Annotated in this window: 22 protein-coding genes and 1 pseudogene; 8 read left to right on the top strand and 15 right to left on the bottom strand. The window is 70.7% G+C overall.

Annotated features, from left to right (window positions below; genetic code table 11):
- Nucleotides 1-41 precede the first annotated feature (41 nt).
- Together ACFVT5_RS21815 and dnaK are read left to right on the top strand one after the other, a co-directional pair.
- Nucleotides 42-467: an OsmC family protein gene (locus ACFVT5_RS21815; RefSeq protein WP_389890242.1), complete on the top strand. Its 426-nt coding sequence runs from the start codon at nt 42-44 to the stop codon at nt 465-467.
- 202 nt (nt 468-669) lie between these two features.
- Nucleotides 670-2,577 (top strand): molecular chaperone DnaK, encoded by a 1,908-nt coding sequence (dnaK, locus tag ACFVT5_RS21810; RefSeq protein WP_389890239.1) that lies wholly within the window; start codon nt 670-672, stop codon nt 2,575-2,577.
- 16 nt (nt 2,578-2,593) lie between these two features.
- Here dnaK and ACFVT5_RS21805 read toward each other — a convergent pair whose 3' ends face one another.
- The 3 genes from ACFVT5_RS21805 to ACFVT5_RS21795 form a co-directional block, all read right to left on the bottom strand.
- Entirely contained in the window at nt 2,594-3,460 is an 867-nt protein-coding gene (locus ACFVT5_RS21805) for a helix-turn-helix domain-containing protein (protein WP_389890236.1), read from the bottom strand.
- Nucleotides 3,461-3,557: 97 nt separating this feature from the next.
- Nucleotides 3,558-4,409, bottom strand: a complete 852-nt coding sequence (locus tag ACFVT5_RS21800; RefSeq protein ID WP_389890233.1) for a helix-turn-helix domain-containing protein — start codon at nt 4,407-4,409, stop codon at nt 3,558-3,560.
- A gap of 85 nt (nt 4,410-4,494) precedes the next feature.
- Nucleotides 4,495-4,740, bottom strand: a complete 246-nt coding sequence (locus ACFVT5_RS21795; RefSeq protein WP_389890783.1) for a hypothetical protein — start codon at nt 4,738-4,740, stop codon at nt 4,495-4,497.
- Here ACFVT5_RS21795 and ACFVT5_RS21790 point away from each other — a divergent pair.
- A pseudogene (locus tag ACFVT5_RS21790) lies at nt 4,729-5,166 on the top strand (DNA-binding response regulator); the annotation flags it as partial. The gene ACFVT5_RS21795 and the pseudogene ACFVT5_RS21790 overlap by 12 nt on opposite strands.
- A gap of 28 nt (nt 5,167-5,194) precedes the next feature.
- On the opposite strand, the gene ACFVT5_RS21785 reads toward ACFVT5_RS21790, so the two are convergent.
- A complete protein-coding gene (locus tag ACFVT5_RS21785) occupies nt 5,195-5,656 on the bottom strand; it encodes a hypothetical protein (protein WP_389890230.1) in 462 nt (153 codons plus the stop codon).
- Entirely contained in the window at nt 5,653-6,132 is a 480-nt protein-coding gene (locus ACFVT5_RS21780) for a hypothetical protein (RefSeq protein WP_389890228.1), read from the bottom strand. The genes ACFVT5_RS21785 and ACFVT5_RS21780 overlap by 4 nt, the downstream gene beginning before the upstream one ends.
- A gap of 66 nt (nt 6,133-6,198) precedes the next feature.
- On the opposite strand from ACFVT5_RS21780, the gene ACFVT5_RS21775 reads away from it, so the two are divergent.
- Complete coding sequence (locus ACFVT5_RS21775; protein ID WP_389890225.1) at nt 6,199-7,206, top strand: helix-turn-helix transcriptional regulator; 1,008 nt, start codon at nt 6,199-6,201, stop codon at nt 7,204-7,206.
- Here ACFVT5_RS21775 and ACFVT5_RS21770 read toward each other — a convergent pair.
- Nucleotides 7,161-7,928 (bottom strand): phytanoyl-CoA dioxygenase family protein, encoded by a 768-nt coding sequence (locus ACFVT5_RS21770; RefSeq protein ID WP_389890222.1) that lies wholly within the window; start codon nt 7,926-7,928, stop codon nt 7,161-7,163. The genes ACFVT5_RS21775 and ACFVT5_RS21770 overlap by 46 nt on opposite strands.
- 193 nt (nt 7,929-8,121) lie before the next feature.
- Between ACFVT5_RS21770 and ACFVT5_RS21765 the strand changes: the two genes are divergently transcribed.
- Entirely contained in the window at nt 8,122-8,994 is an 873-nt protein-coding gene (locus ACFVT5_RS21765; protein ID WP_389890734.1) for a class I SAM-dependent methyltransferase, read from the top strand.
- 69 nt (nt 8,995-9,063) lie between these two features.
- Here the strand turns inward: ACFVT5_RS21765 and ACFVT5_RS21760 are convergent, their stop codons facing one another.
- From ACFVT5_RS21760 to ACFVT5_RS21750, 3 genes are all read right to left on the bottom strand, one after another.
- Complete coding sequence (locus tag ACFVT5_RS21760) at nt 9,064-9,936, bottom strand: aldo/keto reductase (protein WP_389890219.1); 873 nt, start codon at nt 9,934-9,936, stop codon at nt 9,064-9,066.
- An 88-nt stretch (nt 9,937-10,024) separates the two neighbouring features.
- Nucleotides 10,025-11,848 carry an AMP-dependent synthetase/ligase gene (locus ACFVT5_RS21755; protein WP_389890216.1) on the bottom strand — a complete coding sequence of 608 codons (1,824 nt, stop codon included), beginning with the start codon at nt 11,846-11,848 and terminating at the stop codon, nt 10,025-10,027.
- Between the two features lie 271 nt (nt 11,849-12,119).
- Nucleotides 12,120-13,010, bottom strand: a complete 891-nt coding sequence (locus ACFVT5_RS21750) for a LysR substrate-binding domain-containing protein (RefSeq protein WP_389890213.1) — start codon at nt 13,008-13,010, stop codon at nt 12,120-12,122.
- Between the two features lie 124 nt (nt 13,011-13,134).
- On the opposite strand from ACFVT5_RS21750, the gene ACFVT5_RS21745 reads away from it, so the two are divergent.
- Nucleotides 13,135-14,175, top strand: a complete 1,041-nt coding sequence (locus tag ACFVT5_RS21745) for a bile acid:sodium symporter family protein (protein WP_389890210.1) — start codon at nt 13,135-13,137, stop codon at nt 14,173-14,175.
- Nucleotides 14,176-14,284: 109 nt separating this feature from the next.
- Here ACFVT5_RS21745 and ACFVT5_RS21740 read toward each other — a convergent pair whose 3' ends face one another.
- From ACFVT5_RS21740 to ACFVT5_RS21715, 6 genes are all read right to left on the bottom strand, one after another.
- Nucleotides 14,285-16,219, bottom strand: a complete 1,935-nt coding sequence (locus ACFVT5_RS21740; protein WP_389890208.1) for an exo-alpha-sialidase — start codon at nt 16,217-16,219, stop codon at nt 14,285-14,287.
- A 319-nt stretch (nt 16,220-16,538) separates the two neighbouring features.
- Nucleotides 16,539-17,387 (bottom strand): formate dehydrogenase accessory sulfurtransferase FdhD, encoded by an 849-nt coding sequence (fdhD, locus tag ACFVT5_RS21735; protein WP_389890205.1) that lies wholly within the window; start codon nt 17,385-17,387, stop codon nt 16,539-16,541.
- 6 nt (nt 17,388-17,393) lie between these two features.
- Nucleotides 17,394-18,254 carry a 2Fe-2S iron-sulfur cluster-binding protein gene (locus ACFVT5_RS21730; protein ID WP_389890202.1) on the bottom strand — a complete coding sequence of 287 codons (861 nt, stop codon included), beginning with the start codon at nt 18,252-18,254 and terminating at the stop codon, nt 17,394-17,396.
- On the bottom strand, nt 18,251-20,089 hold the full coding sequence (locus tag ACFVT5_RS21725) for an NAD(P)H-dependent oxidoreductase subunit E (RefSeq protein ID WP_389890199.1): 1,839 nt from the start codon (nt 20,087-20,089) through the stop codon (nt 18,251-18,253). Before ACFVT5_RS21725 ends, ACFVT5_RS21730 begins: the two co-directional genes overlap by 4 nt.
- Before the next feature lie 8 nt (nt 20,090-20,097).
- Complete coding sequence (locus ACFVT5_RS21720) at nt 20,098-22,023, bottom strand: molybdopterin oxidoreductase family protein (protein WP_389890196.1); 1,926 nt, start codon at nt 22,021-22,023, stop codon at nt 20,098-20,100.
- The gene (locus ACFVT5_RS21715) at nt 22,020-22,991 is read right to left on the bottom strand and encodes a 2-dehydropantoate 2-reductase (protein WP_389890193.1); all 972 of its coding nucleotides are present in this window, start codon (nt 22,989-22,991) and stop codon (nt 22,020-22,022) included. Before ACFVT5_RS21715 ends, ACFVT5_RS21720 begins: the two co-directional genes overlap by 4 nt.
- A 205-nt stretch (nt 22,992-23,196) precedes the next feature.
- Between ACFVT5_RS21715 and ACFVT5_RS21710 the strand changes: the two genes are divergently transcribed.
- Nucleotides 23,197-24,534, top strand: a complete 1,338-nt coding sequence (locus tag ACFVT5_RS21710; RefSeq protein WP_389890190.1) for an OFA family MFS transporter — start codon at nt 23,197-23,199, stop codon at nt 24,532-24,534.
- Nucleotides 24,500-24,649, top strand: coding sequence for a hypothetical protein (locus ACFVT5_RS21705; protein ID WP_389890187.1), 150 nt, complete (start codon nt 24,500-24,502; stop codon nt 24,647-24,649). Before ACFVT5_RS21710 ends, ACFVT5_RS21705 begins: the two co-directional genes overlap by 35 nt.
- The last annotated feature ends 94 nt before the right edge of the window (nt 24,650-24,743 follow it).

Here is a 24,743-nt window from a genome sequence, read left to right as displayed (position 1 = left end):
ACGGAACCCGGCAACGGGTCCTGAACCGAAAGGGATTCATCGTGGCAACCACGCGCACCGCACACACCGTGTGGGAAGGCAACCTCCTCCAGGGCAACGGCGTCGTCACCTTCGACTCCTCCGGCATCGGCGACCAGCCGGTGTCCTGGCCTTCCCGGGCCGAGGCGGCGAACGGCAAGACCAGCCCGGAGGAGCTGATCGCCGCCGCGCACTCCAGCTGTTTCTCCATGGCGCTGTCGCACGGCCTGGCGGGTGCGGGTAACCCGCCCACCAAGCTGGTGACCTCGGCCGATGTGACGTTCCAGCCCGGTGAGGGCATCACCGGGATCCACCTCACCGTCGAGGGCACCGTGCCCGGTCTCGACGAGGACGCGTTCGTCGCGGCGGCCGAGGACGCCAAGAAGAACTGCCCGGTCAGCCAGGCACTCACGGGGACGACGATCACGCTGTCCGCGAAGCTCGCCTGACGCCGTACGGCCTCCGCGGTGCCGCGGTTCCCCTCGGGGGAGCCGCGGCACCGCGCTGTTTCCGGGCGCGGGCCACACGGCCCACCGAGCGCCGGTCGCGGTCTCGTGCGAGGGAATGTCCCAGCCGTGGGGTTGACAGTGGCGCACTCAAGTTTTGTGATGGAAGGAGTGAGAGACCCGGTGGGCCGGAAGGGGAACGGACATGTCGCGAGCGGTCGGGATCGATCTCGGGACCACGAACTCGGTGGTGGCCGTCCTGGAGGGCGGCGACCCCACGGTGATCGCCAACGCCGAAGGCGCCAGGACCACGCCGTCCGTCGTCGCCTTCGCGAAGAACGGTGACGTCCTCGTCGGCGAGGTCGCCAAACGGCAGGCCGTCACCAATGTGGAGCGCACCGCGCGCTCCGTGAAACGCCACATGGGCGACCCGGACTGGCGTTTCCCCGACCAGGGCAACATCGACGGCACCCGCTACACCGCGCAGGAACTCGCCGCGCGGGTCCTCCAGAAGCTCAAGCGGGACGCCGAGGCATATCTCGGCGAGGACGTCTCGGATGCCGTGGTCACCGTGCCCGCTTACTTCGACGACAGCCAGCGCCAGGCCACCAAGGAGGCCGGCGAGATCGCCGGACTGCGGGTGCTGCGCATCATCAACGAGCCCACGGCCGCCGCCCTCGCCTACGGCCTCGACAAAGGCGACGAACAGACCGTCCTCGTCTTCGACCTGGGCGGCGGCACCTTCGACGTCTCGCTCCTGGAGATGGGCGACGGCGTCATCGAGGTGAAGGCCACCAACGGCGACACCCTGCTCGGCGGCGACGACTGGGACCAGCGGATCGTGGACCACTTGGTGAAGCAGTTCAAGAACGGGCACGGCATCGACCTCGCCCAGGACAAGATGGCTCTCCAGCGGCTGCGCGAAGGCGCCGAGAAGGCGAAGATCGAACTGTCCTCGTCCACCGAGACCACGATCAACCTGCCCTACATCACGGCGTCCGCCGAAGGCCCCCTGCACCTTGACGAGAAGCTGACCCGCGCCCAGTTCCAGGAACTCACCGCGGACCTCCTGGAGCGCTGCAAGGCCCCCTTCCACCAGGCCGTCAAGGACGCGGGCGTCAAACTCGCCGCGATCGACCACGTCATCCTCGTCGGCGGCTCCACCCGGATGCCCGCCGTCACCGACCTGGTCAAGGAACTCACCGGCAAGGACCCGCACAAGGGCGTCAACCCGGACGAGGTCGTCGCACTCGGCGCCACTCTCCAGGCCGGTGTGATCCGCGGCGACGTCAAGGACGTCCTGCTGCTCGACGTGACCCCGCTGTCCCTCGGTATCGAGACCAAGGGCGGCATCATGACCAAGCTGATCGAGCGCAACACCACGATTCCCACCCGGCGTTCGGAGATCTTCACCACCGCCGCCGACAATCAGCCGTCCGTCGGCATCCAGGTCTTCCAGGGCGAGCGCGAGATCGCCGCGTACAACAAGAAGCTCGGCGTCTTCGACCTCACCGGGCTGCCGCCCGCGCCGCGCGGGGTGCCGCAGGTCGAGGTCGCCTTCGACATCGACGCCAACGGGATCATGCATGTCTCCGCCAAGGACCTCGCCACCGGGCGCGAGCAGAAGATGACCGTCACCGGCGGCTCCGCGCTGCCGAAGGACGACATCGACCGGATGATGCGCGACGCCGAGCAGTACGCCGAGGAGGACCACCGGCGCCGCGAGGCCGCCGAGACCCGCAACCAGGCCGAGCAACTCGTCTACCAGACCGAGCGGTTCCTCCAGGACAACACGGACCGGATCCCCGCGGAGACCCGTAACGAGGTCGGCGACGCCGTCAGCGAACTCAAGACGCTTCTCTCGGACGAGGCCGACACGGCCGCGCTGCGCGGAGGCGTGGAGAAACTGGCCGCGGTGAGCCAGCGCATGGGCCAGGCCATGTACGCGTCGGCGTCGGGCGGCGGGGGCGCCCCGCAGGCCGGTACGGACGGTACGGGCGACGCCGGTGGGCCCGCCGATTCGCGCGGCGACGACGACGGTGTGGTCGACGCGGAGATCGTGGACGACGAGCGGGACGAGCGGGACACCAAAGGGGGCGCCGGGGCCGCGTAAACGCTTACGTACGCGTTTACGTATCCCACGAGTCGCGGTAGTCCCGCAGGAGTTCTATCGTGCGGTCCGTCGACGCGGCCAGTGCGGACATGTGGTCCAGGACCTCCAGATACGTGACCACCTCGGGCCGCGCGTCGAGATACACCGCGCCGGTCAGGAACTCGCTGTACACGAGGTCCGGCAACTCCGGCTCCGCGAAGCGGAACAGCGCGAAGGGCCCGTACGTCCCCGGGTGCGGGCCCCGGGCGAACTCGGCGATCTGGAGCGTGATGCGGGGTTCCTCGGCGGCTTCCACGAGCCGCTGTGCCTGCTCCCGCATCAGCGCGGGTCCGCCCACCGGTCTGCGCAGTACCGTCTCGTCCATCACGACCCACAGATGCGGCGCTTCGGGGCGTCTGAGCAGTTCCTGACGGTCCATCCGCAGCGCGACATGCCGGTCGATCTCGCCGGGCTTGCGCTGGCCGAGCGTCCCGGCGGTCATCACCGCGCGGGCGTAGTCCTCGGTCTGGAGGAGTCCGGGCACGAAATGCGGCTCATAGGCGCGGATGACCTGCGCCGCGCCCTCCAGGCTGACGTAGAGGCTGAACCAGTCGGGCAGCACATCGCTGTACCGCTGCCACCAGCCGGGCTGGTTGGCCTCCTCCACCAGGGACAGGAATCCGTCGACCTCGTGCTCCGACACGCCGTACGACATCAGCAGGACCTGTACGTACGGGACCTTCAGGGTGACCTCGGCGGTCTCCATACGGCGGACCGTGGCGGCGGTCACGCGCAGGGCGCCCGCCGCCTCCTCCCGGGTCAGTCCCTTCGACTCCCGGAGTTCCTGAAGACGTCTGCCCAGCACTACCTGACCCACGGTCGGCGCCGGCCGCCGTTCACTCACCTTCACGCCTCCCCATGCGCCGATCCCCGCGCAGTCTGTCATGGCCCCGCTACTGTCCGGGGGCACTCCGGCTTTCACGTGGAAACTAACGTTCCGGTCATGTCCCGAGTGCCCGAAGATAGGTGACTGTGGCCGGATCCGCCGGGACAAATGTCTCAATGGCCAGTTCTGCGACAGTCACGTCCATCGGCGTGTTGAAGGTGGAGATCGACGACACGAAGGACAGCACCCGCCCGTCGTGCTCGATCCGGAGGGGCAGCGCGAAGGGCACCGCCGGGGCGCTGACCGGCTGATCGGCGCCTTCCGAGGAGTCCTGGCCGTCCGCGAAGGGATACGCGGCGACCTCCTCGTACAGGTCGCGCAGCGCGTCGGAGCGGTCCAGGGCGATCTGCCGCCGCATCTGGTCGAGCAGATGGCCCCGCCACTCGGGCAGATTCCGGATCCGGGGTGCCAGGCCCTCCGGGTGCAGGGTGAGCCGCATCGAGTTCAGCGGCGGCGCGAGCAGCCACTCGGGGACGCCCTCCAGGAGCATCGCGATACCACGGTTCGCGGCCACCACCTGGTAGGTGGCGTCCACGACGACGGCCGGATACGGCTCATAGCCCTGGAGGAGTTGGTCGAGCCCGGCGCGCAGCCCGGACAGCGCCGGGTCGTCCAGGGGTGTCTCCGGGAACCGGGGCGCGTAGCCCGCGGCGAGCAGCAGGGCGTTGCGCTCACGGACCGGGACGTCGAGGTGGTCCGCGAGCCGCAGGATCAGGTCCTCGCTGGGGCGGGAGCGGCCGGTCTCGACAAAGCTGATGTGGCGGGCCGACGAGTCCGCGCGGAGCGCCAGTTCCAGCTGGCTGACCCGGCGCCGCTCCCGCCAGCTCCGCAGCAGCGGGCCGATTCCCTTGGCCGTAGGGGCGGTTGCGGTCGGGGAGCCGAAGGCGGCGGGTGCGGCGGTCGTCATACCTCGACGGTACGCGGTGGACGGCGCCGACACCGATCGGGATCCACGGCCTCTGGTTCAGGCCAGACGCGCCGCCGAGCGTGAGTCAGTCGCGGACGCCCGCCTGCTCCGCCACCCCGCGCCGCAGGGCGAGTGCGGCGGGTACGACGGACGCGACGACGGCGAGCACCGCGCAGGCGCCCACGGCCGCCCCGACCGCCGTCCAGGGCATCGCGGGCGTGGTCCGCACCGACAGCTGGCCCAGCGCGCCCCACATCCCCGCCAGATTGATCCCCGCGACCAGGAGGCCGAGGATCCCGCCGACCGCGACCACCGTCACGAGGGACTGCACGCGGCGGTGCGGCTGCGTGAGAAGCGGCCCACGCTGCCCGTCCTGGTACTCAGCCAGTACGTCCAGCGGGCGTACGCGGCGGATCTGCTGGACTCGGGTGACGGCACGGGCGTCGGCTATCTGCTGAAGGACCGGGTGGGGCAGGTCGAGGAGTTCGTGGACGGCGGCACCGTCGTCGACCCCGAGGTCGTCCGCCAACTGTTGCGCCGCCGCCGTGATCCGCTGGAGCGGCTCACCCCGCGTGAGCGGGAGGTCCTGGCCCTGATCGCCGAAGGCAGGTCGAACGCCGCGATCGCCCGCGAGCTGGTGGTGTCCGACGCGGCCGTGGGCAAGCACATCAGCGGCATCCTCACCAAGCTGGACCTGCCCCCGGCGGACGACACCCATCGCAGGGTGCTGGCGGTCCTCGCGTATCTGCGTGCGTGACGCCGGGGGTCGAGCGGTCGGTACGGGCCTACACCCGGGTGAAATCCATGATCCAGTTGGTGAGCCAGTCGCCGTCCTCATCGGTCCTGAACGCCTGCTCCCAGCGCGCCGACGTCGGTGTGACCTGGAGCCACAGAAAGCGGACCCGAATCGGCGTGCCCGCATAGCTGTCGTCGCCCTCGAAGACTCCCCGCCCGTCGTCGCCGAAACCGCCCCTGACCGGCGGTTCCAGGGTGCCGGTCCGGCTGGACGACCAGTACAGCGACCACTCCTTCGCCGCCGGGTCGAACAGGCGCAGCGTCGCCCCCTTGAACCCCTGGCTCGGGCAGTCCATCTCGTCGACGTTCGCCGCACCGTCGAACAGGGCCCAGCAGCGGTGCGTCGCCGGGAACTCCTGCCAGCCGCTCGACGGGTCGAGGTAGTTCTCGCGCCGGCGGTTCCTGATCGTCCAGTCGCCGTGCAGGAAGTCGAAGTCGTGGGCGGTGGTCATGAGCGGTCTCCTGTCGTGCCCTCGGCGAGGGTGTCGGTGAGGTAGGCGTCGAGGTCGGGCACGTCGGGCGTGAGGATGTGCCGTACCCAGGCGTTCCGTTCATGGCCGATCGGCGGCAGTTCCCAGACGCAGCCGATCCACGGCAGGGACGGCACCACGAAGTGCGTGGGATCCCGGTCGGGGCAGCCGAGCACCGGCTGCCCGGCGGCGGCGTTGCGGTAGTGCAGGACGTTGTCCCACACCCAGCTGTACGCGTTCAGATACGCGCCGTCGTCGCCGCCCCGGTGCAGCACCACGAAGGTCGCGGGCGGTGTGCCGTCCGGCTCGGGCAGCAGCTCGGGCAGGATCGCGTACGCCGCCTTCTCCACGTCCGGCGCGATCCCGCCCGGCTCGGCGGTGACGTGGTAGCGCTTGATCCGACGGCCGGCCACCTCGATCGGTGCGGGAACGGTCAGGAACTTCTCGGTGAAGGCCATGCCCGCACGTTAGGGCTCCTCCCCTGACACCTTCTGTCAGGGAAGCCGGGGGCGGATACTGGGCCGGTGCGCGCCGACCGACTCGTCTCCCTGCTGCTTCTGCTCCAGAACCGGGGCCGGATGACCGCCGACCAGCTCGCCGCCGAGCTGGAGGTGTCCGTACGGACCGTCTACCGCGATGTGGAGGCCCTGCACACGGCGGGCGTCCCGCTCTACGGCGAGTCCGGGCACGCCGGGGGGTACCGGCTCGTCGCCGGGTACCGCACCCGTCTCACCGGGCTCACCGTCCGGGAGGCCGAGGCCCTGTTCCTGTCCGGGGCGCCCGACGCGGCGGCCCGGCTCGGGCTCGGCCCGGTGCTGACCGCCGCCCAGCTCAAGGTGCGGGCGGCCCTCCCCGGCGAACTGGCCGCGCACGCCGACCGGATCAGCGCCCGCTTCCATCTCGACGCCCCCGGCTGGTACGCGCCCGACGAGGACGTCCCGCATCTGACCGCCGTCGCCGACGCCGTCTGGAACAGCAGGGTTCTGCGGGTCCGTTACCGCCGCTGGAAGGAGCCCACCGAGGTCGAACGGCGCCTGGAGCCGTACGGGCTCGTCCTCAAGGCGGGCCGCTGGTACGTCGTCGCCGCGTCCGGCACCCCGGAGGCACCCGGCGCGCCCCGCTCGTTCCGCGTCGACCAGATCCTCCGACTCGACCCGCCCACCGAGGGGTTCGAGCGTCCCGCGGGCTTCGATCTGGCGGCGTTCTGGACGGCGTACCAGCGGGACTTCCACGCGCGGCTGCACCAGGGCGAGGCCGTCGTGCGGCTGTCACCGCGCGGGCTCGCGCGGCTCGGCGGAGCCGCGGCGCGCGCCGCCGAGGCGACCGGCCGCGCCGAGGACGACGGCTGGACGCGTGCCGTGCTGCCCATCGAGTCCGTCGACCACGCGCACGACACATTCCTCGGTCTCGGGACGGACATCGAGGTCGTCGCGCCCGAGGAGTTGCGCCGGCGGATGGCCGGGACGGTGCGGGAACTCGCCGCCCGCTATGCGGCCAACCCCGCCCGGATCGCCCGCTCCACCGGCGAGTAGGCGCCGTCGGCACGCTCCAGTTCGTACGGGACCGCCGGGTGCAGCGGGGGCTGTGCCAGGAAGCGGGGGCGGCTGCCGTGGTGCGGCTGCGCCGCGTGCACCAGGAACGGGTGGCACAGGAACACATCACCGGGCCGGCCCGTGGCATACGCGAGCGGACGGTGCGCCGACGCCGCGTCGATCTCCGCCGCGATCTCCAGACCCGACACGCCTTCCTCGCCGTACGGTGCGAGGATTCTGGGCATGTCCAGGTGCGATCCCACGCGGATACGGGTCGGCGCGTCCGCCTCGCCGACCTCGCTGAACAGGAACAGCATCAGCAGACTCCGATCCCGGGAGCGCAGATTCGTGTACGGCCAGGTCTCGCCCTCGTGCGCATAGCTGCCCTCGATGTGCCAGCCCGCGTCGTCCGGCTCGTCGGGGTGCGGGAAGCGCAGCGGGAAACTCCCCAGCGAATAGCGGGGCACCCAGCGGCGGGGGCCGACCAGCAGGTCGAACGCCTCATGCAGCACAGGCGAGTTGGGGGCGGCGGCGAACGGCCCCATGGCCATGTCGCTCACCCAGTGCACCGGCTTCTCCCAGGTCGACGGGTCGTCCGGGTCGCAGCCGGTCTCCCGCCAGAGCAGCCGGGCGCAGTGCTCGGCGACCCGGGGCGCGACAGCCCCCTCGATCTTCACAAAGCCGTCTTCGAGGAACCGGCTCACCATCGCGTCGGCAGTCATGGGCCCATCGTGTCGGCCGGACCGCCCGGAACGCACACGGATTTCTCGGCGCGCGGGTCCTGCCCTGCCGGTGATTTGCCGGACCGGCAAGGTTCCTTGCCGCATGGCGGCGACCGCGAGCACCCTGACCCGGTACCGGCGCGAGACGCGCCCCGTACGCGAGCGCGTACCCGACGGAAGGCGGCCCGCAGCCATGGCGCAGCACCACACCCACCCCCACGACCACACCCACCCGGACTGGGTCGCGATGGCCCGTCTCCTGGAACGTCACGCGGAGATCACCTCGCCGACGTACACCCGGGCGGCGGCCTGGCTCGCGGAGAATCGGCCCGCGCCCCGCCGGATCGTGGACGTGGGCAGTGGTCCCGGTGTCGTCACCTGTCTGCTCGCCGAGACGTTCCCGGGCGCCGAAGTCGTCGCCGTGGACGCCGAGGAACCGCTTCTCGAACGAACCCGGGCGCGGGCCGCGCGCACCGGTCTTGGCGAACGGGTACGCACGCACCGCGCCGAACTCCCGTCCGGACTCGACACCTTGGACCCCGCCGACCTGCTCTGGGTGGGCAAGTCGCTGCACCACGTGGGCGATCAGCGGGCCGGACTCACCGCGCTGGCCGGAGTGCTCGCCCCCGGCGGACTGCTCGCGCTCCTCGAAGGCGGCCTCCCCGCACGCGTCCTGCCCCGAGACATCGGGATCGGACGTCCCGGGCTCCAGAGTCGGCTGGACGCCGCCGAGGACGAGGCGTTCACGGAGATGCGGGCCGCGCTGCCCGGCGCCAAGGACGAGACCGAGGACTGGCCCGCCCTGCTCAGCGCCGCCGGACTGCGCCCCTCCGGCACCCGCACCTTCCTCCTCGACCTGCCCGCCCCGCTGTCAGGGCCGGCCCGCGAACACGCCGTCGCCTCCTTCACCCGGCGCCGCGAGGCCCTGGCGGACCGACTCGCCGAGGACGACCGGGCCGTCCTCGACCACCTCCTCGACCCGACCGACCCGGCGAGCCTGCACCACCGCCCGGACGCCTTCCTCCTCGCCGCCCAGACCTTCCACACGGCGACCAAGGAGGGCTGAAGGAGGGCTGGTTGTTCTGGAGGAACCGTCGGGCGAGTGATGTCGCCCTACGGATCAAGTTGCCTTGGCTCAGGCCGAGTTGAACGTCGACGGGTCCAGGCCCAGCCGCCGGTTCTCGTTGAGCGCGCTGATCGCCGCCATGTCCTCGGTGTCCAGCTCGAAGTCGTACACCTCGATGTTCTCCCTGATCCGCGACGGGGTCACGGACTTGGGGATGACCACATTCCCGAGCTGGATGTGCCAGCGCAGCACGACCTGGGCCGGGCTCCGCCCGTGCTTCTGGGCGATGGCGATGATCGCCGGCACTTCGAGGATGCCCTTGCCGGAGCCCAGCGGCGACCATGCCTCGGTGGTGATGCCCTGCTCCCCGTGGTACTCACGGGCCGCGCGCTGCTGGAGATACGGGTGCAGTTCGATCTGGTCGACGGCCGGAATGACGGACGTCGCGTCGATCAGCCGCTCCAGGTGCTCCACCTCGAAGTTGGAGACACCGATGGCGTGGGCCCGGCCGTCCGCGAGGATCTTTTCCAACGCCTTGTACGAGTCGATGTACCGGTTCCTGGCCGGGGTCGGCCAGTGGATCAGATACAGGTCGACCCGGTCCAGGCCCAGCTTCTCCAGCGAGGTGTCGAAGGCGCGCAGCGTCTCGTCGTATCCCTGGTCGGCGTTCCAGAGCTTCGTCGTGACGAACAGATCGTCACGGGCGACCCCGGAGGCGGCGATGGCCCGGCCTGTGCCCTCCTCGTTGCCGTAGATCGCGGCGGTGTCGATGCTGCGGTATCCGGCATCCAGCGCCGTGGCGACCGCCGTCTCCGCCTCGTCGTCCGGCACCTGCCAGACACCGAAGCCGAGCTGGGGCATCTCGACACCGTTGTTCAGGATGATCGGGGGGACCTTGCTCACTGGCTCTTGATCCTTCACGTCGTCGGGTGTGACTCCCATCGTCAACGATCACGTGCCGCGCCGCATTCCAGGGCGCACCGGTGAACCGGTGCGGGGGATTACTGGTGACATCGGGAGCGTGGCGGAGTCAGGACCGGTACAAGGCCGCGACCTCCGTCTCGTACGCCTGCTCGATGGCCTTGCGCTTCAGCTTCAGCGACGGGGTGAGCAGCCCGTGCTCCTCGGTGAACTGACGGGCCAGGATCCGGAACGTCCGGATCGACTCGGCCTGGGACACCAGCGTGTTCGCGGCGACGACCGCGCGCCGCACCTCGGTCTCCAGATCCGGGTCCCGCACCAACTCGGCGGGCGTGAGCTGTGGTTTGCCGCGCATTGTCAGCCAGTGCTCGACGGCCTCGCCGTCCAGCGTGACGAGCGCCGCGATGTACGGCCGGTCGTTGCCGACGACGATGCACTGCGCGATCAAGGGGTGGTCGCGCACCCGCTCCTCCAACTGCGCGGGCGACACACTCTTGCCGCCCGAGGTCACCAGGATCTCCTTCTTGCGCCCGGTGATGGTGAGATACCCGTCGTCGTCCAGGGCGCCGAGGTCACCGGTGGCGAGCCAGCCGTCGTGCAGCGTCGCGTCGGTGGCCTTCTGGTCGTTGAGGTAGCCCTGGAACACGTTGTCGCCGCGCAGCCACACTTCGCTGTCGTCCGCGATGTGCACCGTCACCCCCGGGATGGGCCGGCCGACCGTGCCGTACCGGGTGCGTTCGGGCGGGTTCGCGGTCGACGCCGCCGTGGTCTCGGTCAGTCCGTACCCCTCGAAGATGGTGACCCCGGCGCCGCAGAAGAACAGGCCGAGCGTGCGGTCCATCCCCGAGCCGCCGGACATCGCGTGCCGCACCCGGCCGCCCATCGCGTCCCGGACCTTCGCGTACACGAGCTTGTCGAAGAGCTGGTGCTGCATCCGCAGCCCGGCGGACGGCCCTGGCCCGGTGTCGAACGCCTTCGCCTCCAGCGCCTCCGCGTAGCGCACCGCCACCTCGACGGCCTTGTCGAAGGGGCCTTCCTTGCCGTCCCGCTCCGCCTTGCGCCGGGCCGCGTTGAACACCTTCTCGAAGATGTACGGGACGGCCAGGATGAACGTCGGCCGGAACGCCGCCAGATCGGGCAGCAGCGCCGCCGCGTTGAGCTGCGGCTGATGGCCCATCTTGACGTGTCCGCGGACCGCGGCGACCTGCACCATCCGGCCGAAGACATGCGCCAGCGGCAGGAACAGCAGGGTGGCGGCCTCGTCGCCGCGCCGGGAGTGGAACACCGGCTCCCAGCGCGCGACCATCGTGTCCGCCTCGAACATGAAGTTGGCGTGCGAGATGACACAGCCCTTGGGGCGGCCCGTGGTGCCCGAGGTGTAGATGATCGTCGCCACCGAGTCCGGGGTGACGGCCCTGCGGTGCCGGTGCACCAGCTCGTCGTCCAGGTGCGCGCCCGCCTCGTACAGATCGCGGACCGCGTCCACGTCGAGCTGCCAGAGCCGTCCGAGGTTCGGCAGCCGGTCGATGACCGTGGCGATCGTCATCGCGTGGTCCTCGTGCTCGACCATCGCCGCCGACACCTGCGCGTCGTGCAGCATCCAGAAGACCTGCTCCGCCGACGACGTCGGATAGACCGGCACCACCTGGGCGCCGACGCTCCACAGCGCGTAGTCGAACAGCGTCCACTCGTAGCGGGTACGCGACATGATCGCCACGCGGTCTCCGAACCGCACCCCTTGTGCGAGGAGCCCCTTGGCGAGTGCCAGCACCTCGTCACGGAACTCGGCGGCGGTCACGTCGTGCCAGACGCCTGAGTCGTCCTTGCGGCCCATGACGATGTGCCGCGGGTTGTCCAGGGCATGTTCATAGAGGGTGTCGGCCAGCCCGCCCTGCGGGGTCGGCGCCAGGGGAGGGGTTGTGAACTCGCGCAATGATGCTCCTTGTGCCGCTCCGCACAGCGCCGTGACGGTACCCCACGGGACGCCGGTGCGGGAGGGTCGCCGCAGCGGCTCCGGGTGGCGCAAATCCACTGGTCAGCCGGTGAAATACGGCCACAAGGGGAGGGGCGGGACAGAATCATGACGGCTCGGTAAGTTTCGGTGCCGTAACCTCCACCGAATCTGTACGGGGCGGTTACCGGGGTGCTACGCCGGAAGGATCACTTCCGGTCCAGACCTGCCGCTCACCGTCCGGACCTGCCGTTCACGGTGCCCGGTGCAGCCGGTCACCGCCTGCCAGGATCGCCGCCGCCAGCGCGTCCGCCGCGCCCGGCGCCGTACCGCCGTCCCGCCCGCGCCCCGCCCCCCGCGCCCGGCCGTGCAGCAGCACGAAGTCGACCTTGCCCAGCTCCGGCAGACCCGCACGCTCCGGCACCCGCACCAGACCCGGCGGGATCAGACCGCGCGAGTGGGCCATCACCCCGAGTCCGGCGCGGGCCGCCGCGATCAGCCCGTTGAGGCTGCCGCTCGTGCACGCGACGCGCCACGGCCGGCCCTGCCGCTCCAGCGCCTCCAGGGCCAGCGCCCGGGTGATGCCCGGCGGCGGATACACGATGAGCGGCACCGGCCGCTCCGGGTCGAGGCGCAGCCGCTCCGCGCCGATCCACACCAGCCGGTCGTGCCACACCGGCTCACCCCTGGTGTCCTGCGGGCGCCGCTTGGCGAGCACCAGATCGAGCTTGCCCGCCGCCAACCGCTCGTGCAGCGTGCCGGACAGCTCCACGGTCAGCTCCAGGTCGACCTCCGGATGCTCGTGCCGGAACGCCTCCAGGATCTCCGTGAGCCGGGTCAGTACGAAGTCCTCGGACGCGCCGAACCGGAGCCTGCCGCGCAGCCGCGTCCCGGTGAAGAAGGCCGCCGCCTGCTCGTGCACCTCCAGGAGCCGGCGCGCGAAACCGAGCATGGCCTCGCCGTCCTCGGTGAGGTCCACGGAGTGCGTGTCCCGGGTGAAGAGCTGGCGCCCGGTCGCGTCCTCCAGGCGCCGCACATGCTGACTCACCGTCGACTGGCGAAGGCCGAGCCGACGCGCCGCCTGCGTGAAGCTCAACGTCTGCGCGACGGCGAGAAAGGTCCGCAGTTGAGAGGGGTCGTACATACCGCGAGCCTACCTCCGGTCATCGCAGAACGTGATGACAGTGAGTGCGGTATGCCGGATTCCCGATCAAGGTAATCAGGAGGACCATCGAGAGGGCACGACCTGAACCGAGAGCAAGGAAGCGATGCTGCGCACCATCCGCCGTCGGTGGCCGTCCCGGCTGCCGCTCGACCCGTACATCGTGGCGCTGCTCGCGACCGTGGGCCTGGCCGCGCTGCTGCCCGCCCGGGGCCCCGCCGCCGACATCGCGTCCGGCGCGTCCACCGGCGCCGTCGCCCTCCTCTTCTTCCTCTACGGGATACGCCTGTCGACCCGTGAGGCGCTGGACGGACTGCGCCACTGGCGGCTCCATGTCACCGTCCTCGCCTGCACGTTCGTCGCCTTCCCGCTGCTCGGCCTGGCCGCCAGGGGCCTGGTGCCGTACGTCCTGACGCCCGCCCTCTACGGCGGCTTCCTCTTCCTCACCCTCGTCCCCTCGACGATCCAGTCGTCCATCGCCTTCACCTCACTCGCGCGCGGGAACGTGCCCGCCGCGATCTGCGCGGGCTCCTTCTCCTCGCTCGCCGGGATCGTGCTGACCCCGCTGCTCGCGGCGGCGCTGCTCGGCAACAGCGGCGGCGGGTTCTCGGCGGACTCGGTGGGGAAGATCGTGCTCCAGCTCCTGGTGCCGTTCCTCGCGGGACAGCTGCTGCGGCGCTGGCTCGGCCCCTTCGTCACCCGGCACAAGCAGCTCCTCGGATATGTGGACCGCGGCTCGATCCTGCTCGTCGTCTACACCGCGTTCAGTGAGGGCGTGGTCCAGGGCATCTGGCACCAGGTCACCCCGCTGCGGCTGCTCGCGCTGCTCGGCGTCGAGGCGGTGCTCCTCGCGGTGATGCTGGCCCTGACCTGGTACGGAGCGAAGCGGCTCGGCTTCGGGCGCGGGGACCGGATCGCCATCCAGTTCGCCGGGTCGAAGAAGTCCCTCGCCGCCGGACTGCCCATGGCGAGCGTCCTGTTCGGCGCGCACGCGTCGCTGGCGGTCCTGCCGCTGATGCTGTTCCACCAGATGCAGCTCATGGTCTGCGCGGTCATCGCCAAACGCCGCTCACGCGACCCGGAGCCGACCTCACCCCTGCGCGAAAGCGCCACCGCCCTCCCGGTGGGTACCCGGAAGGGCGGCTGAAGTGCGGTACCGAGCCCCGTAAGGGGCGCGGGGAACTGCGCGACCAGCCACCGACGGCCCGCAGCTTCCCCACCGGTCTTACATCCGTACCCAGTCCTACAGCAGAGCGCTAACGCCGGCCGGTGACATGGTCCATCGGCAGCCACAGCACCGTGTCCCGCGTCGCGACCCCCGACACCGATGGGCGGAGCCCGGCGAGTTCGTCGTCGCTCAGCGCCCGGTCGTAGACCCGGACCTCGTCGATCGCGCCGGCGAAGAAGGCACGGCTGTCCATGCGTTGGCCGATGTGCACGCCGAACGGCGAGTTGCGGCTGACCGAGCCCGGGACATCGGCGACCGAGCCGACCGCCGTACCGTCGAGGAACATCGACAGCTGTCCGCCACCCCTGCGCAGGGCGAGATGGTGCCACTGGCCGTCGTTGTACGCGCCCGTCGTCCGCACGGACGTCGTGCGCGGCGCGGCCCCGCCGTCCCGGGCCGTGATGAGGCCGGTGATCCGGTTCGAGGCGGGTTCACCGCGTAGCCACACCTGCGGCTGGGTGGTACCGATCCCGCCCATCCAGAGCAGCGGCTGCTCACCCGTCGTCGCGTCGTAGCGGAACCACAGGGACGCCGTGAACTCCTTGGCGCCCAGCGGCAGTCGGGTGCTGTAGGGCAGACGTACGGCGTCGTCGGTGCCGTCGAACGCCAGCGCGTTGCCGAAGCGTCCGTCCGTCACCTCCGCACCCCCGAGCACGGCGGCGTCGTCGGCGCCGTGTACCCGGTCCTTGGTCGTCGGATCGGGGCCGCGACGGGGGGTCAGCCAGTCCTTCGTGAAGCGCGCGAAACGGATCTCGTCGCGCGCGTCGACCGCGCCGCCCTCGTACATCAGGCCGATGGTGCCGTCGGGGGCCTGGACGAGGTCGGAGTAGCCGGACCAGTCCGTGGTGACGACGGTGCCCCGGTCCACGCTGTCCCAGGTCCGGCCGCCGTCGTAGGAGGAGCGGACCATCATGGTGCGGCGGCGGTCCGGGTCGGCGGGGGCGGCGAGGAGCAGTCGCTTGCCCACTCGCAGTACGGAGCCCTGGACCTGCGGTGTGTACAGGTCCGGGATGTCTTTGAAGGGCGCCGCGAAGCTGTCGCCGCCGTCCCGGCTGACCGCGTGCGTGCGGTGTCCCAGGTCGGTGCCGTCCTGTTCCCTGCCGCTGACGTAGATCGCGCCGTCCGCGCGCTCGGCGAGGGTCATCTCGGACGGCTTCTGGCGGAACGTGCCGTCGGCCGCTATCGGATAGGAGTCCCGGGCGCCGATCTTCCATTGGTCGCCGCCGTCGTCGCTGACGATCAGCGCGGCATGGTTCGCGGTGATCCGGGTGCCGTCCCAGGTCTCGGTGTTGGCGGAGAACACCAACCTGTTCTTGTGCCGGCCCTTGGTGAGCTGGATGCCGTGCACGGGACCGGTCGCGTACCAGGAGTTCCAGTGTTCCGGCAGGATCTCGTCGCTCAGATCGCGCGGCTGCGACCAGGTCAGTCCGTCGTCGTCGCTGTACTGCAGGTGAGGCGTGCGGTCACAGGGCACCGAACAGCCGCGCCCGTCGGTGCGGCCGGTGTTGTAGGTCTCGGCGAGCAGGATGCGGCCGGTCCCGCGGTCCACGACGGGCGCGGGGTTGCCGTGTGTGTCACCGGCGCCCTCGTTCACCACCTGGAGCGGGCCCCACGTACGGCCGTTGTCGGTGGAGCGTTTGACGACGATGTCTATGTCGCCCGCGTCACCGCAGTCGTTGACACGGCCCTCGGCGAAGGCCAGCAGCGTGCCCGTCTTGGACTCCACGACGGCCGGGATACGGAAGCACGCGTACCCCGGGTCCTGGGCGGCCTTGAACAGGACCTGTTGCTCGAAGCCGCTCGCGGTGGCCCCGGCGGCTCCCGGGGTGTCCACGGACGCGGCAACGGCCTGCCCCGCGGCGGGCAGTGTGGCCACCGCAGCCGTGCACAGGGCCACCAGGAGAACGCGTAAGGAACGGAGGGAACGTGTGGATCTGAGACGTGCACGGAGACTCGACGGCATGGTGCGACCTGCCCTTCACGGCGTCTGGACATCTGGACATCCCACGTCCAACGTGCGAGGAACAGACGCTACTTGGGCCTTCGGGCACCCCACAAGAACCGTGCGTCATGCGAATGTCGCGTATCCGCGCGCGACCGCCTTCACCGCAACGGATGACAGAGGCCCGGCAGATGGCGGAGTGCAACATTCCGGGCGGGAGTGCCCGCTTACGGGCGGGAGTGCGCCCTTCCGGGCAGGAGAAAAGGCGGGGCCCCGCCGGCGCAGGGGGCGCTCCCCGCCGGTCGGGGCCCCACCGCCGTGTCGTCGGCGGGCCCGGGGGTCAGCCCTGGGCGGCCGTGGCCGTGAGGGCGATCCGGTGCGCGCCGGCGTACACGTTCATGGAGGTGCCCCGCAGGAAGCCGACCAGGGTGAGACCCGATTCGGCGGCGAGGTCGACGGCCAGCGAGGACGGCGCGGAGACCGCGGCGAGCACCGGGATGCCCGCCATCACGGCCTTCTGCGCCAGTTCGAAGGAGGCGCGCCCCGAGACCAGGAGGACGACCCGGGACAGCGGCAGCTCACCGTTCTGGAGGGCGCGGCCGACGAGCTTGTCGACGGCGTTGTGCCGGCCGACGTCCTCCCTGATGTCCAGCAGCTCGCCCCCCTCCGTGAAGAGGGCCGCCGCGTGGAGACCCCCGGTCCGGTCGAAGACCCGTTGGGCGGCGCGAAGCCGGTCGGGGAGGCTCGCGAGCAGTTCGGGTTCCAGCCGGACCGGGGGAGCGTCGTCGATCGTGAAGCGGGTCGTCGTACGGACCGCGTCCAGGCTCGCCTTGCCGCACAGGCCGCACGACGAGGTGGTGTAGACGTTCCGCTCCAGGGTGATGTCGGGGACCGGGACACCGGGCGCGAGCTGCACGTCCACCACGTTGTAGGTGTTCGAGCCGTCCTCGGTGGCCCCGGCGCAGTACACGATGTTGCGCAGTTCGTCGGCCGAGCCGAGCACGCCCTCGCTCACCAGGAAGCCCGCCGCGAGCGCGAAGTCGTCGCCCGGGGTGCGCATCGTGATGGCGAGGGGTTTGCCGTTCAGCCGGATCTCCAGGGGTTCCTCGGCGACGAGGGTGTCCGGGCGGGTGGTGACCTGCCCGTCCCGGATACGGATGACGCGGCGGCGCTCGGTGACTCGTCCCATGGGTGATCAGTCCCGGTTCTGTACGTGCTGGTAGCCGAAGCGACCCTTGATGCAGAGGTTGCCGTGGGTCACCGGATTGTCGTGCGGCGATGTGACCTTCACGATCTCATTGTCCTGCACATGGAGCGTGAGGTTGCAGCCCACACCGCAGTACGCGCACACCGTCGTCGTCTCCGTCTGCCGCTCCTCGTCCCAGGTGCCGGCCGCCCGCATGTCGAACTCGGACTTGAACGACAGCGCGCCCGTCGGGCAGACCTCGATGCAGTTGCCGCAGTACACGCACGCCGAGTCGGTGAGCGGCGCGTCGTGCTCGACGGCGATCCGGGCGTCGAAGCCGCGTCCCGTCACCGAGATCGCGAAGGTGTTCTGCCACTGGTCGCCGCACGCGTCGACGCACTTGTAGCAGAGGATGCACTTGTCGTAGTCACGTACATACAGGTCGTTGTCGACCTTCGGCTCCTCCTCCACGCGGGCCGCGTCCGGGCCGAACCGGTCAGGGCGGGCGTCGTACTCCTTGAGCCAGTTCGCGACCTTCGGTGTGGTGGAGAGGTCGACCGAGGACGCGAGAAGTTCCAGGACGACCTTGCGGCTGTGCCGGGCCCGCTCGGTGTCCGTGCGGACCGTCATGCCCGGCTCGGCCTTACGGGAGCACGCGGGCGCCAGGGTCCGGGCGCCCTCGACCTCGACCACGCAGACCCGGCAGGCGTTCTTCGGGGTCAGCGTGTCGCCCTGGCAGAGCGTCGGGATGTCCTTGCCCGCGGCCCGGCAGGCGTCGAGGATCGTGGCGCCCTCGACGACGAGTACCGGTTCCTCGTCGAGCGTGAACTCCAGGAGGCGGCGCGGCGGTTGCAGCGGGATCGCGGTCATTCGTACGCCCCCAGTCGGTCGATGGCGGATTCCACGGCGTTCCACGCGGTCTGTCCGAGACCGCAGATCGAGGCGTCCTTCATGGCCCGCCCCACCTCCCTGAGCAGGGCGATGTCGCCTGTCGCCGCGGCGCCGGTGCGGTCCGCGATGCGGTGCAGGGCCTCCTCCTGGCGGACGGTGCCGACCCGGCACGGCACGCACTGCCCGCACGACTCGTCGCGGAAGAACTCGGCGATGCGCAGCAGCACCCGGGGGAGCGGGACGGTGTCGTCGAAGGCGAGCACCACACCGGAGCCCAGCGTGGTGCCGGCCTCGCGGGTGCCCTCGAAGGTGAGCGGGATGTCCAGTTCGTCGGGCCGTACGAAGCCGCCCGCCGCGCCGCCGAGCAGGATCGCCCGCAGCGCCGGAGGCTTTCCCGCGAGGTCGAGCAGATCACCGAGCGTGGCGCCGAACGGCAGCTCGTAGATCCCGGGCCGTGCCACGGTCCCCGAGACGCAGAACAGCTTCGGTCCGGTCGATTTGCCGGTGCCGATCGCCGCGTACGCCTGGGCGCCCATGGTCAGGATCGGCAGCACGTTGACCAGCGTCTCGACATTGTTCGCGGCCGTCGGCTTGCCGAACAGGCCCTTCTCGACGGGGAACGGCGGCTTGGAGCGCGGCTCCCCGCGATAGCCCTCGATGGAGTTGAACAGCGCGGTCTCCTCACCGCAGATGTACGCGCCCGCGCCGCGCCGGATCTCGATGTCGAACGCGTAGCCCTGCCCGAGGACGTCGTCGCCGAGCAGACCCCGCGCGCGTGCCCGCTCGATCGCGTGGCTCATCCGCTCCAGGGCGCGCGGGTACTCGCCCCGCAGATAGAGGTAGCCCTTGTGCGCGCCGACCGCGTACCCGGCGATGGTCATCGCCTCGACCAGCGCGTACGGATCGCCCTCCATGACCACACGGTCCTTGAAGGTGCCCGGCTCCGACTCGTCGGCGTTGCAGACGACGTAGTGCGGCTGGTCCGGCTGGGACGCGGTGGCCTGCCACTTGACGCCGGTCGGGAAGGCGGCGCCGCCCCGGCCGAGCAGACCCGCGTCGGTGACCTCACGGATCACCGCGGCAGGACCGATCGCGAACGCCCGGCGCAGCGCCGTGTAGCCGCCGTGTGCCCGGTAGTCGTCCAGGGACCCCGGATCCACCACGCCCACCCGGCGCAGCAGCACCAGGGACGCGTCCCCGGCCTGCGGCACCGCCATCGCCGCCGGTGGTTCCTCGGGCGCCGCATCGGGCGCCGTCGCCGCGAGCACCGCGGACTCCTCGGTCGCGGGCGCGGCCACCGCCGTACGCACCGGGTCACCGGCCCGTACCGCGAGGGCCGCCGGGGCCCGCTCGCACAGGCCCAGACACGGGCTGCGCTCGACGGTGACCCCACTGCCGGGGCCGAGCCGTGACGCGGCCCCGGCGCACACCTCGGCCGCGCCCGCCGCCGCGCACGCCAGATCCGTGCACACATGCAGCACGGTCGCCGGGCGCGGCTTCACCGCGAACATCGAGTAGAACGTCGCCACGCCGTACGCCTCGGCCGGCGGGACGGTCAGCCGGCGGCACAGATAGTCCAGTGCCCCCTCGCTGATCCAGCCGATCCGGTCGTTGACGGCGTGCAGCCCCGGCAACAGCTGGTCGCGCCTGTCCCGTGCCGCGCGTCCACCGCGCGCCCAGCGCAGATCCTCGTCCGGGCGGTCCATCCAGACCCCGGCGGGCGCCTCCCACGCCGACGCGGGCGGGCCGAGCAGCGCGTCGATCGCGGCCCGCTCCTCATCGGTCGGCTTGCTGTCACCGAAACGCAGATCCATGTCCTGCCTCAGCTCCTCACGGCCGCGACGGGCAGCTTGTCGATGCGGATCGCCGACGCCTTGAACTCCGCGGTGCCCGCGATCGGGCAGTTCGCCTCGATGGTGAGCTGGTTGGTGTCGACCTCGTCGGGAAAGTGCATGGTCATGAAGGCAAGGCCGGGGCGCAGCGCCGGATCGACCCACACCGGCGCGACGACCGCGCCCCGGCGCGAGCTGACCTGGACCTCCTCGCCCACCACGACCCCGTACCGCTCGGCGTCCTCCGGGCACAGCTCGACGTACTCGCCGCGCCGCAGCGGCGAGGCGAAACCACCGCTCTGCACCCCGGTGTTGTACGAGTCGAGGCGTCGCCCGGTGGTCAGGCGGATCGGGTACTCCTCGTCGGTGAGGTCCACCGGTGGGTCGTGCCGCACCAGGCCGAACGGCGCGCGCCGGCCGCGCAGCGCGGGGTCGGACTCCCACAACCTGCCGTGCAGATACGTCGGTTCGAGCCGGTCGGTGGTGGGGCAGGGCCACTGGATGCCCTGGTGCTCGGCGAGCCGTTCATAGGTCATGCCGTAGTGGTCGGGTGACACAGACCGCAGTTCGTTCCAGACGGATTCGGCGTCCGCGTACTTCCAGTCGTGGCCGAGTCGGCCCGCCAGGTCGCAGAGGATGTCGATGTCCTCGCGGGCCTCGCCGGGCGGGGTGACCGCCTTGCGGACCCGCTGCACGCGCCGTTCGCTGTTGGTGGTGGTGCCGTCGGTCTCCGCCCAGCCGGCCGTGGCGGGCAGCACCACATCGGCGAGTTCGGCGGTCTTCGTGAGGAAGATATCCTGGACGACCAGGAAGTCCAGGGCCCGCATCCGGCGGACGGCCTGTTCGCTGTCGGCCTCGGACTGGGCGGGGTTCTCGCCGATGCAGTAGACCGCCTTGAGGGTGCCCTCCTCCATCGCCTCGAACATCTCCGTGAGGTTCAGCCCGTAGTGCGGCTGGATCACGGTGTCCCACGCGGCCTCGAACTTCAGCCGGGACTGCGGGTCGAGGATGTCCTGGAAGCCGGGCAGCCGGTTGGGGATGGCTCCCATGTCGCCGCCGCCCTGGACGTTGTTCTGCCCGCGCAGCGGCTGGAGCCCGGAGCCGAACCGGCCGACGTGCCCGGTCAGCAGGCAGAGGTTGATCAGCGCGCGGACGTTGTCGGTGCCGTTGTGGTGCTCGGTGATGCCGAGTGTCCAGCACAGCTGGGCCCGCTCCGCGCGGGCGAACACATGCGCCAACTCCCGTATCGCCGGGGCCGGTACGCCTGTCACCTTCTCGGCGAGGGACAGCGTCCAGGGTTCCACCAGCTCCTTGTACTCCTCGAAGCCGGAGGTGGCCCGGTCGATGAACGCCCGGTTGGCCAGGCCCGCGTGGATGATCTCGCGGCCGATCGCGTGCGCCATCGGGATGTCCGTACCGACATTGAGGCCGAGCCAGCTCTCCGCCCACTCGGCCGTCGAGGTGCGGCGCGGGTCGACGGCGTACATCTGGGCACCGTTGCGTATGCCCTTGAGGACGTGCTGGAAGAAGATCGGGTGCGCGAAGCGGGCGTTGGAGCCCCACATCACGATCAGATCGGTGTGCTCGACCTCCTCGTACGAGGAGGTGCCGCCGCCCGAACCGAAGGCTGCCGTCAGACCCGCCACGCTGGGCGCGTGGCAGGTCCGGTTGCAGGAGTCGACGTTGTTGGTGCCCATCACCACGCGGGTGAACTTCTGCGCCACGTAGTTCATCTCGTTGGTGGCACGGGCGCACGAGAACATCCCGAAGGAGCCCCGCGCGGCCCGTAGCCCCTCGGCGGCCCGGTCCAGGGCCTCGTCCCAGGTGGCCCGCCGGAACGGCGCGGCACGGGAGTCCCGCACCAGCGGGTGTGTGAGCCGGGTGTATGTCTTCGGCGTACGGTCGCGTTTGCTCATGCGGCGCTCCTCGACGCGAGCAGATCCGAAAGGGCGTGCACGGTACGGAGCGTGGGCACCGGCACGCCGGTGATCTCCGCCAGTTCCACGACGGCCGCGAGCAGCACGTCGAGTTCGAGCGGTTTGCCGCGCTCCAGGTCCTGGAGAGTGGAGGTGCGGTGGTCGCCGACGCGTTCGGCGCCGGCGAGGCGCCGCTCGATGGAGATGTCCGGTTCGCAGCCGAGGGCCGCGGCGACCGCCAGCGTCTCGGACATCATGATCTCGATGACGCGCCGGGTGCCGCCGTGCAGACACATCTGACGCATCGTCGCGCGGGACAGGGCGCTGATCGGGTTGAAGGAGATGTTGCCGAGCAGCTTGATCCAGATGTCGCCGCGCAGGTCCGGTTCGACCGGGCACTTCAGCCCGCCCGCCTGCATGGCCTCGCTGAAGTCGGTGCACCGGTCGGAGACCGTCCGGTCCGGTTCGCCGATGGAGAACCGGGTGCCTTCCAGATGGCGGACCACGCCCGGACCCTCCAGCTCGGTCGCCGCGTAGACGACACAGCCGATGGCCCGTTCGGGCGCGAGCACCGCACTGACCGCGCCGCCGGGGTCCACACTCTCGACGCGCTGCCCGTCGTGCGGGCCGCCGTGCCGGTGGAAGTACCACCAGGGAATGCCGTTCTGGGCGGCGATCACCGCCGTCGTCGGATGGAGCAGGGGCTCGATCAGCGGCCCGCACGCCGCGTACGAGTTGGCCTTGAGGCCGAGGAAGACGAAATCGACCGGGCCGACCGTGGCCGGGTCGTCGGTGGCGTGGGCACGCGCGGTGAAGTCACCGCGCGGACTGAACACGCGTACTCCGTGCTGCCTCATGGCCGCCAGATGCGGTCCACGGGCGATGAGATGCACATCGGCGCCGGCGCGGTGCAGCGCGGCCCCGACGTAGGCGCCGATCGCACCGGCGCCGAGTACTGCGACTTTCACGTGGGGCGCTCCGATCGGTTGAGGGACCGAGAAGGGTGTCCCGACTGTGTCGACGAAATATTGTCTACAGTATGGAACTTGCCTCAGCAAGGGTTCGCGCAGCACCCGGGCGGCTCTTGGGGGAGTCATGGGAAACGCGGTGGTTCTTGGGCGGTTCTGTGCGGGAGCTTCCCAACAACCGCGCGGGTTCCTATCGTTCGGGATCATGAGCCCACCCGTCGCCCCCACCGGCTGGAGCCGCTGGCTCGTGCCGCCCGCAGCGCTCTCCGTCCACCTGTCGATCGGCCAGGTCTACGCCTGGAGCGTCTTCAAGCCCCCACTGGAGACCGCGCTCGGCCTCAGCGGCACCCAGAGCGCCCTGCCCTTCCAACTCGGCATCGTGATGCTCGGCCTGTCCGCCGCCTTCGGCGGGACACTCGTCGAACGCCGCGGCCCCCGCTGGGCCATGACCGTGGCCCTGGTCTGCTTCACGTCGGGCTTCCTGATCGCCGCACTCGGCGCCGAGACCCGCCAGTACTGGCTGATCGTCCTCGGCTACGGATTCGTCGGCGGGATCGGTCTCGGCATCGGCTACATCTCCCCGGTCTCCACGCTGATCAAGTGGTTCCCCGACCGGCCCGGCATGGCCACCGGAATCGCCATCATGGGCTTCGGCGGCGGCGCCCTCATCGCCGCGCCCTGGTCCGCGCAGATGCTGGACTCCTTCGGCGCCGACTCCTCCGGAATCGCCCTCGCCTTCCTGGTGCACGGACTGACCTACGCCGTCTTCATGACCCTCGGCGTGCTCCTGGTACGGGTCCCGCAGGCCGAAGGTCCCGCGAAACCGGGCGGGCCCGCGCCGCTCGACGGTCCCCAGGTCTCCGCCCGACAGGCCGTGCGCACCCCGCAGTTCTGGTGTCTGTGGGTGGTGCTCTGTATGAACGTCACCGCGGGCATCGGCATCCTGGAGAAGGCCGCGCCGATGATCACGGACTTCTTCGCCGACACCAGCGCCCCCGTCTCGGCGTCCGCCGCCGCCGGGTTCGTCGCGCTCCTGTCGGCGGCCAACATGGCGGGCCGCATCGGCTGGTCGTCGACGTCCGACCTGATCGGCCGCAAGAACGTCTACCGGCTCTACCTCGGCGTCGGCGCTCTGATGTACCTGCTGATCGCCCAGTTCGGCGACGCGTCGAAACCGCTCTTCGTGATCTGCGCGCTGGTGATCCTCTCCTTCTACGGCGGCGGCTTCGCCACCGTCCCCGCCTACCTCAAGGACCTCTTCGGCACCTACCAGGTCGGCGCCATCCACGGCCGGCTGCTCACCGCCTGGTCCACCGCGGGCGTCCTCGGACCGCTCATCGTCAACTGGGTCGCCGACCGCCAGGAAGAGGCCGGCAAACACGGCGCCGGGCTCTACGGACTCTCCCTGATCATCATGATCTGCCTGCTCGCCGTCGGCTTCGTCGCCAACGAACTGGTCCGGCCCGTGCACTCCCGCCACCACATCCCCGCACCGAGGGAGGCCGCCGATGACGACACCGCACGCCACCAGCAGTCCGCCTGACACCCCGCCCCGCCGCCGGGGTCTGATCCTCTTCGCCTGGCTGTGGGTGGGGCTGCCCCTCGGATACGGGGTGTACGAACTCGTACAGAAAGCGACGAAACTCTTCACCGGGTGACCGGTGAGACGGTCCGGCCCGGGGCGCGAGGTCACACCCTGAGGCGGACCGTCCCCTTCCGGTGACCGTCCGTGACGGATGCGGTTGTCGATCA

It is taken from the genome of Streptomyces sp. NPDC058001 (assembly GCF_042886315.1).
Taxonomy (GTDB): domain Bacteria; phylum Actinomycetota; class Actinomycetes; order Streptomycetales; family Streptomycetaceae; genus Streptomyces.
Note: the sequence above shows the minus strand (reverse complement) of the source record. Positions and strands in the feature narration are given on the sequence as shown.

Excerpts from the sequence above, each read along its gene's own strand:
- dnaK (WP_389890239.1), top strand. The coding sequence starts at position 670 with ATGTCGCGAGCGGTCGGGATCGATCTCGGGACCACGAACTCGGTGGTG.
- ACFVT5_RS21800 (WP_389890233.1), bottom strand. The coding sequence starts at position 4,409 with ATGACGACCGCCGCACCCGCCGCCTTCGGCTCCCCGACCGCAACCGCC.
- ACFVT5_RS21785 (WP_389890230.1), bottom strand. The coding sequence starts at position 5,656 with ATGACCACCGCCCACGACTTCGACTTCCTGCACGGCGACTGGACGATC.
- ACFVT5_RS21780 (WP_389890228.1), bottom strand. The coding sequence starts at position 6,132 with ATGGCCTTCACCGAGAAGTTCCTGACCGTTCCCGCACCGATCGAGGTG.
- ACFVT5_RS21770 (WP_389890222.1), bottom strand. The coding sequence starts at position 7,928 with ATGACTGCCGACGCGATGGTGAGCCGGTTCCTCGAAGACGGCTTTGTG.
- ACFVT5_RS21765 (WP_389890734.1), top strand. The coding sequence starts at position 8,122 with ATGGCGCAGCACCACACCCACCCCCACGACCACACCCACCCGGACTGG.
- ACFVT5_RS21760 (WP_389890219.1), bottom strand. The coding sequence starts at position 9,936 with ATGGGAGTCACACCCGACGACGTGAAGGATCAAGAGCCAGTGAGCAAG.
- ACFVT5_RS21750 (WP_389890213.1), bottom strand. The coding sequence starts at position 13,010 with ATGTACGACCCCTCTCAACTGCGGACCTTTCTCGCCGTCGCGCAGACG.
- ACFVT5_RS21745 (WP_389890210.1), top strand. The coding sequence starts at position 13,135 with ATGCTGCGCACCATCCGCCGTCGGTGGCCGTCCCGGCTGCCGCTCGAC.
- ACFVT5_RS21740 (WP_389890208.1), bottom strand. The coding sequence starts at position 16,219 with ATGCCGTCGAGTCTCCGTGCACGTCTCAGATCCACACGTTCCCTCCGT.
- fdhD (WP_389890205.1), bottom strand. The coding sequence starts at position 17,387 with ATGGGACGAGTCACCGAGCGCCGCCGCGTCATCCGTATCCGGGACGGG.
- ACFVT5_RS21730 (WP_389890202.1), bottom strand. The coding sequence starts at position 18,254 with ATGACCGCGATCCCGCTGCAACCGCCGCGCCGCCTCCTGGAGTTCACG.
- ACFVT5_RS21725 (WP_389890199.1), bottom strand. The coding sequence starts at position 20,089 with ATGGATCTGCGTTTCGGTGACAGCAAGCCGACCGATGAGGAGCGGGCC.
- ACFVT5_RS21720 (WP_389890196.1), bottom strand. The coding sequence starts at position 22,023 with ATGAGCAAACGCGACCGTACGCCGAAGACATACACCCGGCTCACACAC.
- ACFVT5_RS21710 (WP_389890190.1), top strand. The coding sequence starts at position 23,197 with ATGAGCCCACCCGTCGCCCCCACCGGCTGGAGCCGCTGGCTCGTGCCG.
- ACFVT5_RS21705 (WP_389890187.1), top strand. The coding sequence starts at position 24,500 with ATGACGACACCGCACGCCACCAGCAGTCCGCCTGACACCCCGCCCCGC.